This window comes from Pseudoxanthobacter sp. M-2, from assembly GCF_046156265.1.
GTDB lineage: Bacteria > Pseudomonadota > Alphaproteobacteria > Rhizobiales > Segnochrobactraceae > CAMDHY01.
On the sequence record NZ_JAWDIR010000008.1, the window covers coordinates 50,345 to 60,855 of the forward strand.

Annotated in this window: 10 protein-coding genes; 5 read left to right on the forward strand and 5 right to left on the reverse strand. The window is 69.6% G+C overall.

Features of this window, described 5'->3' with window-relative positions; genetic code table 11:
* The first annotated feature begins 55 nt into the window (after positions 1-55).
* Positions 56-1,168 carry an acetoin dehydrogenase dihydrolipoyllysine-residue acetyltransferase subunit gene (locus RUR49_RS04620; protein ID WP_409145126.1) on the forward strand — a complete coding sequence of 371 codons (1,113 nt, stop codon included), beginning with the start codon at positions 56-58 and terminating at the stop codon, positions 1,166-1,168.
* A gap of 92 nt (positions 1,169-1,260) precedes the next feature.
* On the opposite strand, the gene RUR49_RS04625 is transcribed toward RUR49_RS04620, so the two are convergent.
* Positions 1,261-1,995, reverse strand: a complete 735-nt coding sequence (locus RUR49_RS04625; RefSeq protein WP_409145127.1) for a LamB/YcsF family protein — start codon at positions 1,993-1,995, stop codon at positions 1,261-1,263.
* Between the two features lie 375 nt (positions 1,996-2,370).
* Between RUR49_RS04625 and RUR49_RS04630 the strand changes: the two genes are divergently transcribed.
* From RUR49_RS04630 to RUR49_RS04645, 4 genes are read left to right on the forward strand one after another with little or no spacing between them, the layout of a single operon-like run.
* Positions 2,371-2,613 (forward strand): acetyl-CoA carboxylase, encoded by a 243-nt coding sequence (locus RUR49_RS04630; RefSeq protein ID WP_409145128.1) that lies wholly within the window; start codon positions 2,371-2,373, stop codon positions 2,611-2,613.
* Between the two features lie 20 nt (positions 2,614-2,633).
* Entirely contained in the window at positions 2,634-4,019 is a 1,386-nt protein-coding gene (locus tag RUR49_RS04635) for an acetyl-CoA carboxylase biotin carboxylase subunit (RefSeq protein WP_409145130.1), read from the forward strand.
* A gap of 15 nt (positions 4,020-4,034) precedes the next feature.
* Positions 4,035-4,901, forward strand: coding sequence for a 5-oxoprolinase subunit B family protein (locus tag RUR49_RS04640; protein WP_409145132.1), 867 nt, complete (start codon positions 4,035-4,037; stop codon positions 4,899-4,901).
* A complete protein-coding gene (locus tag RUR49_RS04645) occupies positions 4,901-5,875 on the forward strand; it encodes a biotin-dependent carboxyltransferase family protein (protein WP_409145134.1) in 975 nt (324 codons plus the stop codon). Before RUR49_RS04640 ends, RUR49_RS04645 begins: the two co-directional genes overlap by 1 nt.
* A 33-nt stretch (positions 5,876-5,908) precedes the next feature.
* Here RUR49_RS04645 and RUR49_RS04650 read toward each other — a convergent pair whose 3' ends face one another.
* The 4 genes from RUR49_RS04650 to RUR49_RS04665 all read right to left on the reverse strand — a co-directional run bounded on the left by RUR49_RS04650 (position 5,909) and on the right by RUR49_RS04665 (position 10,265).
* Positions 5,909-6,706 (reverse strand): ABC transporter permease, encoded by a 798-nt coding sequence (locus tag RUR49_RS04650; RefSeq protein WP_409145135.1) that lies wholly within the window; start codon positions 6,704-6,706, stop codon positions 5,909-5,911.
* Positions 6,707-6,708: 2 nt separating this feature from the next.
* Complete coding sequence (locus RUR49_RS04655; protein ID WP_409145137.1) at positions 6,709-7,890, reverse strand: ABC transporter permease; 1,182 nt, start codon at positions 7,888-7,890, stop codon at positions 6,709-6,711.
* Positions 7,887-8,954 carry an ABC transporter ATP-binding protein gene (locus RUR49_RS04660; RefSeq protein WP_409145139.1) on the reverse strand — a complete coding sequence of 356 codons (1,068 nt, stop codon included), beginning with the start codon at positions 8,952-8,954 and terminating at the stop codon, positions 7,887-7,889. Before RUR49_RS04660 ends, RUR49_RS04655 begins: the two co-directional genes overlap by 4 nt.
* A gap of 348 nt (positions 8,955-9,302) precedes the next feature.
* Complete coding sequence (locus RUR49_RS04665) at positions 9,303-10,265, reverse strand: lysophospholipid acyltransferase family protein (protein WP_409145140.1); 963 nt, start codon at positions 10,263-10,265, stop codon at positions 9,303-9,305.
* Between the last annotated feature and the right edge of the window lie 246 nt (positions 10,266-10,511).

Here is a 10,511-nt window from a genome sequence, read left to right on the forward strand (position 1 = left end):
GCGCCGAATACGCGGCCGCGCCCCGCGCCAACTTCCAATTTCCCGGAGACCGCCGATGTCCATCGAACCGATCGTCATGCCGAAGTGGGGCCTCGCCATGCAGGAGGGCACCCTGTCGAAATGGAACATCGCGGAGGGTGACAAGATCGCCCGCGGCCAGGAAATCGCCGACATCGAGACGACGAAGATCGCCAACGCCTTCGAGAGCCCGGTGGAGGGCGTCGTTCGCCGCCGCGTCATCAATGAGGGCGATGTCGTGCCGGTCGGAGCTCTGCTCGCCGTCGTCGCCGACAAGGGCGTCGGCGACGAGGAGATCGACGCCTATGTGACGAAGTTCCAGGAGAGCATGGCGGCGGCCGCCGACAACACCGTCGCCGCCCCGGAGCCGCAGGTGGTCGAGACCGCCGCGGGCCGCATCCGCTACCTGAAGCTCGGCGAGGGCGACGGCACGCCGGTCGTCCTCATCCACGGCTTCGGCTCCGACCACGCCGCCTGGCTCTTCAACCATGAGGCGCTCGCGGAGGGCCGCACCGTCTACGCCCTCGACCTGCCGGGTCACGGCGGCTCCGAGAAGGCGGTGAAGGACGGTTCCGTCGCCGGCCTCGCCACGGCGGTGGTCGCCTTCCTCGACGCCGTCGACATCAAGAAGGCCCATCTCGCCGGCCACTCGCTCGGGGGTGCCATCGCGGCCCACATCGCCGCGACCCATCCCGACCGCGTCGCCTCGCTGTCGCTGGTCGCGCCGGCAGGCATCGCCGGCACCATCAACCAGGGCTTCATCGACGGCTTCCTGGGCGAGTCCCGCGCGCGCAAGCTCCGGCCGGTGATCGAGCTCCTCGTCGCCGACCCGTCGATGGTGACGGCGGACATGGTCGAGGACGTGCTGAAGTTCAAGCGCCTCGACGGCGCCTCCGAGGCGCTGACGGCGATCGCGGCGGCGAACTTCTCGGGCGGCAAGCAGAACGCCAGCCTGCGCGATGCGCTCGCGGGTGCGAAGGTGCCGGTTCAGGTGATCGTCGGCGAGAGCGACCAGATCCTGCCGGCCTCAGGCGCCGACGGACTGCCGGCCTCGGTGACCGTGCACCGGCTCGCCGCCGTCGGCCACCTGCCGCACATGGAGAAGTCGGCCGAGGTCAACCGCCTCGTTGCGGCGATCCTGCGCGACTAATCGACGACTACTAGCTTCGACAGGAAGGGGCGGGCCATCGGCTCGCCCCTTTCTCTTTGTGCCTTGGAAAGCCCTGAACCGAGAGCCGCGTCTCAGGCGGCGCGCTTCTCGAACTCGGTGACGGCGCGCTTCACCGCGCGGGCGAGCTCGTCGGCGCCGGGCGTGTCGGAGTGGACGCAGACGCAGTCCGCCTTCATCGGCAGCTCGCGCCCGTTGATCGAGGTGCCCTTGCCCTCGGTGAGCACCCGCGTCATCGCCCGCTCCACCTCGGCGGGGTCGCGGGCGTCGTGCTCGCGGGTGATGATCACCATGCCCTCGTCGTTGTAGTCGAGGTCGGCGTAATACTCTGCCATGAAGGTCAGGCCGCGGGCGGGGTAGACTTTCTCGTGCTGGGTGCCGGCCATGCCGAGCACCGGCACGCCGAACGAGACGGCGGCGTCGGCGATGGCGTTCGCCACCTCCGGATCGCGCGAGGCGACGCCATAGAGCGCGCCGTGCGGCTTGATGTGGTTGAGCGGCATTCCCTCGATGTCGAGGAAGCCCTTCAGCGCGCCGATCTGGTAGATCAGGCAAGCGGTGAGCTCCTCGCGACCCATCTTCATCTCGCGCCGGCCGAAGCCCTGCAGGTCGGGATAGGAGGGGTGGGCGCCGACGCGCACGCCATGCGCCTTGGCGAGCCGCACGGTCTTCTGCATCACCACCGGGTCGGAGGCGTGGAAGCCGCAGGCGACGTTCGCCATGTCGATGTGGGGCATGATCCCCTCGTCGTCGCCGCAGCGATAGAGCCCGAAGCTCTCGCCCATGTCGCAGTTGATCAAGACCGTCATCGGAAGTCCTCGCCTGTCGCCTCCCGCAAGTGTCGGGAGAGGGGAGGCGGCCGTCAAATGGGAAATTGCCCCGGCGCGTCGCTGGAGCCGGAACATCTGCGCTGCCGCGCGCTCCCCGCCGATCCCACTCCTCGCCACTCCCCTCAACCAAGTCATCCTCGGCCTTGTGCCGAGGATCCAGGTCTTGCTGCAACGCTTGCGGGATCGTTGGCTACCGCGCCCGCTGTGAGATGGGTTCCCGGCACAAGGCCGGGAATGACCCTTCTCCGAAGGGGTGCCGGGCACCCCCGCCATGCGCCATAATTTCGCACGAGGCCGGTGTTTCCCGGCGCGAACTTTCCCTATGCTCGGCTCCAGTTGCGGCGGAGGTTTCTCATGGCGGTGAAGACGGTTCTGGCTCCCATCCCCGGCATCTTCTACCGCAGCCCGTCGCCGGGTGAGCCGCCCTTCAAGCAGGACGGCGACTCGGTGGCCGCGGGCGAGACCATCGGCCTCATCGAGGTGATGAAGACCTTCAACCCGGTCGTCGCCGAAGTCGGCGGCTCGAACGTCAAGTTCGTGCTCGACAACGAGGACGCGGTAATGGCCGGCCAGCCGGTCTGCGAGCTCGAAGACTGAGCGCCGGGACGGCACGGCCCATGCCCGTCACCAAGATCCTCATCGCCAACCGTGGCGAGATCGCCGTGCGGATCATCCGCGCGGCACAGTCGCTCGGGATCGCCACCGTCCAGGCGGTGAGCAAGGCCGACCACGGCATGCTCGCCGCCCGCCTCGCCGACGAGGTGGTGGAGATCGGCCCGGCGCACGCCTCGAAGTCCTATCTCAGCGTCGAGGCGCTCTTGAAAGCCGCCGCCGACACCGGCGCCGACGCCGTCCACCCGGGCTACGGCTTCCTCTCCGAGAACGCCGGCTTCGCCCAGGCGGTCGAGGAGCGTGGCCTAGTCTTCATCGGCCCGAAGGCCGAGACGATCCGGCTGATGGGCGACAAGGCGACGGCGCGCGAGATGGCGATGAAGGCGGGCGTGCCGACGGTGCCGGGCAGTCCCGGCCGCGTAGAAGGCCTCCAGGCGGCGCGGGATGCCGCCGAGGAGGTCGGTTATCCCGTGATGATCAAGGCGTCGGCCGGCGGCGGTGGCCGCGGCATCCGCGTCGCCCACACGCCCGACGAACTCGCCACCCTGATCCCGCAGGCGAGCGCGGAAGCGCAGTCGGCCTTCGGCGACGGCGGGCTCTATCTCGAGCGCTTCATCGGCCGCGCCCGCCACGTCGAGGTGCAGATCATGGGCGACGGCACGAACGCCGTGCACCTCTACGAGCGGGAATGCTCGCTGCAGCGCCGCCGCCAGAAGGTCTGGGAGGAGGCGCCCGCCGCCGTCCTCGATGCGGCTACGCGCGAAAAACTCTGCGCCTCGGCCGTGGCGCTGGCGAAGTCGGTCGGCTACCGCGGCGCCGGCACGCTCGAATATCTCTATGATGACGAGACCGGCGAGTTCTTCTTCATCGAGATGAACACCCGCATCCAGGTCGAGCATCCGGTTACGGAGATGATCACCGGCGTCGACCTCGTCGCCGAGATGATCCGCATCGCCGCCGGCGCCCCGCTGTCGATCCGCCAGCAGGACGTCGCGATCACCGGCCACGCGCTGGAATGCCGGATCAACGCCGAGGACGCGGCGAAGAGCTTCATGCCCTCGCCGGGCGTGGTGTCTCGGCTGGTCGTTCCCGACGGCGACGGCATCCGCTTCGACACCATGCTCTACGAGGGCTACGCGGTGCCGCCCTTCTACGATTCCCTTGTTGGCAAACTGATCGTCCACGGCGCGACGCGCGAGGCCGCGATCGACGCGATGGCGCGCGCCCTCGACGGGCTCACGGTCGAGGGGATTGCCACGACGATCCCGCTGCACAAGGCGCTCGCCCGCGACGGGGAAGTCGCGAGTGGCCGTGTCCACACCCGCTGGCTGGAGCCATGGCTTGAGAAGAATCCGCTCGAAGCCAACCCGCTCGATGCTGCGAAAGCCTGAGGAGATCCGCCCCACATGCAGACGCGATACTCATTCGGCGGTGACGAGCACGTCTATATCGAGCTCGACGAGGCGATGTCTCTGGAGGCCTTCTTCAAGGGGCTGTCGCTCACCAACGCCATCCGCGACAGCCGCATCGCCGGCGTCACCGAGATCTGCCCGGCGAACGCCTCGGCGCTCGTCAAGTTCGATCCCGACAGGATCGCCCCCGACGACCTCCTGAAGGAGCTGAAGTCGCTGGAGGCGGCGGCCGCCAAGTCCGAGCCGGTGATCGACACCCGCGTCATCGACATCCCGGTCTTCTACGACGACCCGTGGACCCACGAGACGCTGATGCGCTTCCGCGAGCGCCACCAGGACCCGAAGGCGACCGACCTCGAGTTCGCCGCCCGCGTCAACGACCTGCCGAGCGCCGACGCCTTCATCGCGGCGCACTCCGGCTCGCCGTGGTTCGTCTCGATGGTCGGCTTCGTCGCCGGCCTGCCGTTCATGTACCAGATGGTCGAGCGCCAGCGGCAGCTCGAGGTGCCGAAGTACCTGCGCCCGCGCACCGACACGCCGAAGCTCACCGTCGGCCACGGCGGCTGCTTCAGCTGCATCTATTCGGTGCGCGGCGCCGGCGGCTACCAGATGTTCGGGATCACGCCGATGCCGATCTACGACCCGAAGCAGGAGATCAGCTACTTGAAGGAGTTCATGATCTTCTTCAAGCCGGGCGACATCGTGAAGTTCAACCCGGTGACGCGCGAGGAATACGACCGCGACCTGGAGGAGGTGGCCGCCGGCCGCTTCTATCCGGGGATCCGCAAGGTAACGTTCTCGCTCGACGCGTTCCAGCAGGATCCCACCGCCTACAACGCCGCGCTTCTGGGAGGTGCCTGATGGCGATCGAGGTGCTGAAGCCCGGCCTGGCCACCACCGTCCAGGATCTCGGGCGTCCCGGCTACTACCATCTCGGCATCCCGGTCTCCGGCGGCATGGACACCTATGCGCTGACGGCCGCGAACCTCCTCGTCGGCAACGACGCCGGCGACGCGGTGCTGGAAGCCGTGTTCATGGGACCGGAGCTCAAGTTTGACGCCGACGCCCTCGTCGCCGTCACCGGCGCCGAGCTGCCGCCGAAGGTTGATGGCGTGGTGCAGCCGACGTGGACGGCCTTTACGGTGAAGGCCGGCCAGACGCTGTCGTTCGATTTCCTCAAGGCGGGGGCGCGCGGCTACATCGCGATCGCCGGCGGCATCGACGTGCCGGTGGTGCTCGGCAGCCGCTCGACCTATGCGCTGGGCGCGCTCGGCGGCCACGAGGGCCGGCCGCTGAAGGTGGGCGACAGCCTTCCCATCGGACCCGCGAAGCGGGCCGTCGCCGCCGGCCGCTCCGTTCCCGCCGATCTCCGTCGCGGGCTCGGCAACCCGGTGGTGCTCCGGGCGCTGCCGGGGCTCTACTGGCACCGCCTCACCGAGGCGGCGGGGAAGGGCTTCTTCGAGGACACCTGGAAGGTGGCGCCCGAGGCCGACCGCATCGGCTACCGCTTCCGGGGCGGCCGGCCGCTGCAGTTCGTCGAGCGCGAGCAGCCCTTCGGGGCGGGCTCGGACCCGTCGAACGTCGTCGACTGCCCGTATCCGTACGGGTCGATCCAGGTACCGGGCGGCACCGAGCCGATCGTGCTGCACCGGGATGCCGTCTCCGGCGGCGGCTACTTCATGGTCGGCACGGTGATCTCCGCCGACATGGACCTGATCGGCCAGATGCAGCCGAACCTGCCGGTGCGTTTCGAAGCCGTCGACATGGCCGGCGCACTCGCCGCCCGCCACGACCGCGCCGCCATGCTCGCCCGCCTGACGGAAAGCCTCGCCTGAAGCAAGCTGGCGGCGTCGCTGACGCCGCCGCTGCTACTCCGGCGCGCCGGCGACGGCGCGCTGGCGGCCGCGCGAGCGGGCCCACAAGGCGAGCAGGCCGACCAGGATCGTGCCGACGATGAACAGGAAGGCCGCGGCGGCGATCGCCGGGCTGATGTTCTCGCGGATCGAGGAGAACATCTGGCGGGCGAGCGTCCGCTGGTTCGGGCCGGCGACGAACAGCGTCAGCACCACCTCGTCGAGGGATGTGGCGAAGGCGAAGACGGCGCCCGAGACGACGCCCGGCATGGCGAGCGGCAGCGTCACGCGGCGGAACACCACCGTCGGCGAAGCGCCGAGCGACAGCGCCGCCCGCTCCACCCGCCGGTCGATGCCCTCGAGCGAGGCCGCGACATTGACGACGACGAACGGCACCGCCACCACCGTGTGGGCGATGATGACGCCGGCATAGCTCGACGCGAGGCCGAGGCGCGCGAACAAGATCTGCATGCCGACGCCGAGCACCACCGCCGGCACCACCATCGGCAGCAGGAAGGCGGTGCGGAAGACCCCGGCGAAGGGCAACCGTGAGCCGCGCAGGCCCAGCGCCGCGAGCGTGCCGAGGACGGTCGCCAGCACCGTCGTGCCGCCGCCGATGATCAGGCTGTTGACGATCGCCCGCCGCCAGGCTTCCGCCGTCGAAAGCTCCTCGAACCAGCGCAGCGAGTAGGTCTGGATCGGGTAGTTGAGGAAGATGCTGTCGGTGAAGGCGAGCGGCAGGATCACCACCAGCGGCGCCAGCAGGAAGATGACGGCGGCGAGCCCGAACAGGAGCTTGATCGCGGCGAGCATCGTCAGGCCCTCGCCGTGCGGTCGGCCGACAGCCGCCCGTAGACCGCGTAGAGCACCAGCGTCGCCGCGAGCAGCACCAGGCCGAGCGCGCCCGCCATGCCCCAGTTGGCGGAGCCGGTGGCGTAGAAGGCGATCACCGAGGAGATCAGCTGGTCGCGCGGCCCGCCGATGAGCGCCGGGGTGATGTAGTAGCCGATGGCGCTCATGAACACGAGCAGCGAGCCGGAGACGATGCCGCGCAGGCTGAGCGGCAGGAGCACGCGCAGGAACGCCCGCACCGGGTGGGCGCCGAGGGAGGCGGCCGCCGGCATCAGGTTCTTCGGGATCGCGAGCAGCACCGAGAAGATCGGCAGCACCATGAACGGCAGCAGCACGTGCACCATGGCGATGACAACGCCGAGCCGATTGAAGATCAGCGGGATCGGCGCGCTGGTGAGGCCGGACGCCATCAGCGTCGCGTTGATGAGCCCGTTGTCCTGCAACAGGATGAACCACGCGGCGGTGCGCACCAGCAGCGACGTCCACAGTGGCAGCAGCACCGCGGCGAGCAGCAGCTGGCGCCGCCAGCCGTCGACCGCGGCGGCGAGCATCGCATAGGGCAGGCCGATCAGGAGGCAGCCGAGCGTCACCGTCGCCGCCACGACGAAGGTGCGGACCAGGATGGCGAAGTTGGCGGAGCTCCCCTCCGGCATCGCCACGATCTCGCCGGCGACGTTGCGCTCGAGGTCGACGGCGGCGAGGAGGTTGCGGTCGGTGTAGATCGAGCCGGCATAGTCGGCGACGGCGCGCCAGAAGGCCGGGTTCTCCCAGCGCTTGTCGACGGCGACGAGGTCGACGGGCCCTTCCGTCTCGCGCACCGCCGACACCGTCTTGCCCATCAGGGTGCGGAAGCCCGCCTGGGCGCTGTTGAGGCGGCGCGTCACGTCGCCGAGCACCTGCTGGTCGTCCAGCGCGCGCAGGTCGGCGACGAGCGCCTCCTGCAGCTCGGCCGGTGGCGGCGAGACGCGGTCCCAGTCGCCGGCGACCGCCGAGGTCTCGGGAAGCGCCCGCGCCACCGTTGGGTCGGAGACGGCAACCGTCGTCATCGCCACCAGCGGCCACAGGAAGAACAGCACGATGAAGGCGAGCAGCGGCGCCACCAGGGCGAAGGCGACGAGGTGCGCCCGCAGCCTCACGCCCATCATCGCAGCAGCACCCAGCAATCGGCCGGCGCGAAGGCGGCGGTGACGGTTGAGCCCTCCGCCCACTCGGCGCGGTGACGGTCGCCCTTCGCCACCAGGCTGCCGGCGGCATCGCTGAGGTGAACCCGCAGGTGGTCGCCGTGATAGACGCAGTCGGTCACGCTGGCGGAGAAGGCGTTCGGCTCTCCCGCTGTGGCGCCGAGGCGGACGCGCTCGGGCCGCACGCAGATGGTCACCGGCTGCTGCGGGGTAAGTCCCGCGGGTGCGGCGACGGTAACGATGCGGCCGTCGCCGAGCCGGACGGTGGCGCTGCCGTCGCCGACCGCCTGAGTGACGCCCTCGAGCAGGTTCGTCTCGCCGATGAAGTCGGCGACGAAGCGCGTCGCCGGCCGCTCGTAGATCGCGTCCGGGGGGCCGATCTGCTCGATCTTGCCGTGGTTGAAGACGGCGATGCGGTCGGCCATCGTCAGCGCCTCGGACTGGTCGTGAGTGACGAAGACGATCGTCAGCCCGAGGTCGCGGTGCAGCGCGCGGATGTCGAGCTGCATCTGCTCGCGCAGTTTCTTGTCGAGGGCGCCGAGCGGCTCGTCCATCAGCACGACGCTCGGCTCGAAGACGAGCGCGCGGGCGAGCGCGACGCGCTGCTGCTGGCCGCCCGAGAGCTGCGAGGGCCGGCGATCCTTGTAGGCGGCGAGCTGCACCATCTCGAGCGCCCGGGTGACCTTCGCCGCCGTTTCGGCGCGCGAGACGCCGCGCATCTCGAGCGGGAAGGCGACGTTCTCGGCGACGCTCATGTGCGGGAAGAGCGCATAGCTCTGGAAGACGACGCCCATGTTCCGCCGGTGCGGTGGCAGCGGCACGATGTCGACGCCATCGACCAGCACCCGGCCGCCGGTCGGCGCCTCGAAGCCGGCGAGCATCATCAAGAGCGTCGTCTTGCCGGAGCCGGACGGCCCGAGCAGGCAGACGAACTCGCCGCGGGCGATGTCGAGATCGAGCTGGTCGACAACCGTCAGGGCGCCGAAGGCCTTGGTGACATGGTCGAAGCGGATGTAGGGATCGGCCAAGACGTCTTTCCGTTTCAGCGACACGAGACAATCGTCGCATCGGTGCTGTCACCAGCCCGGTGCGAGCACTCTCCCCGGCTCGCGCCTTCCCGTGATCGCCGGCGCCATGCGCGGCGGTCACATCCTGATGCGGGCATCTTTGACGGCCGGGAGGAACGCGGCAAGGGACTTCTCGCGTGTGCGGCGACAGGGTTACCGGCCAGACCGGCTGACGACGCGCGCGTCGGCGTTGCCGCGGGCCGGGTGAGGCACGCGGGCGCCGCTTGCATGTACCATGCCTGGAAGCGGCGATGGCCGCGACGCATCCCGCTCAGCGCCGCCGACGTGGCTCGCGTGCGATCGGTCGGCTCAAGACCGCGGCAGGATCGTCTCCGCCACGTCGCCCGCTGCCGGCTTCTCGCGCAGCCATTTCAGGCTGTTGGTCATGCAGACGGCATCTTCCTTCCACAGCGGATGCCGGCGCTTGGCGTCGAGGATTGCCGGCCGGCTGCTGCGGGCATCGTGCGGCCGCATCGACAGAACGGCGCGCTGGATGTGCTCGAGCAGCGCGTTGCGGTCGCGGATCGCCGCGAGCTCCCGGTGCGCCATCACCTCGCCGACCTGCACGTGGATGGGGCTGCCGAGCTGCCGGACGAATTCGCGGCACAGAAGCGCGCGCCGCGCGGTGAGCGAGACGCGGCTCGCCGCCTGGAAGAGCAGGCTGTTCTGGCCGTGCATGTAGATCGGCAGCACGTTCGCCCCGCCCATCTGCACGAGCTTCGGCAGGAACTTCTTCCACGGCAGCTCCTCCGCGGCACCGTAGCCGCGCGGCGCCGTGGCGACGCCACCGCCCGGGAAGATCCCGACCGTCCCGCCTGCCTTCAGGAGCCGCACCGCCTCATGCCGGGTGGCGATGTTCATCTCGACGGCTTCGCGGCTCTCGTCGAAGGAGAGCGGCAGGATGTAGGGCTCGATCTCAGGCACCCGCGCGAGGCGCTGATTGATGAGGAGCTTGAAGGGCCGGCCGAAGCGTTCCGCGATCGCGCCCAAGGCGATGCCGTCGCCGATCCCGAAGGGGTGATTGGAGACGACCAGCAGCGGCCCGTCCGGGAGCCGCGCCAGCGGCCACCGGCCCGCGAGGACGAGGTCGATGTCGCACAGCTCGAGCATCGAATCGAACGTGCGCACAGACGGGTCTTCGAGTTCGCTGCGCCAGCGCTGGTAGCCGTTCGTCAGCCGGGAGACGCCGAGCGCCCGCTCGAGCAGCGCCATCGTCAGGCGCCGGACCTTCGGATCGCCGGGGTTCGCATAGGAGAAGAGCTGCGCCGTCACGGGCGATCACCGCATGCTGGAGTCCATCCAGCACTGTCGGGTGCGAACCTGACGGCCACGCGTCAGTTCTGTTCCGTTTCCGTGAAATGTAACGAAAGGAATTTTCGACGACGGATCAGGGGTTTGCGTGGCACTGCCGCCCGAGCCGAGGCTTGCCGGGTGCAGCCTGCGGAACGCTAAAGGGCAATGGGCACGCTCTCGTGACGATGTGCCCGCAACAGAATCGGCCCCGGTCGTTGGACCGGG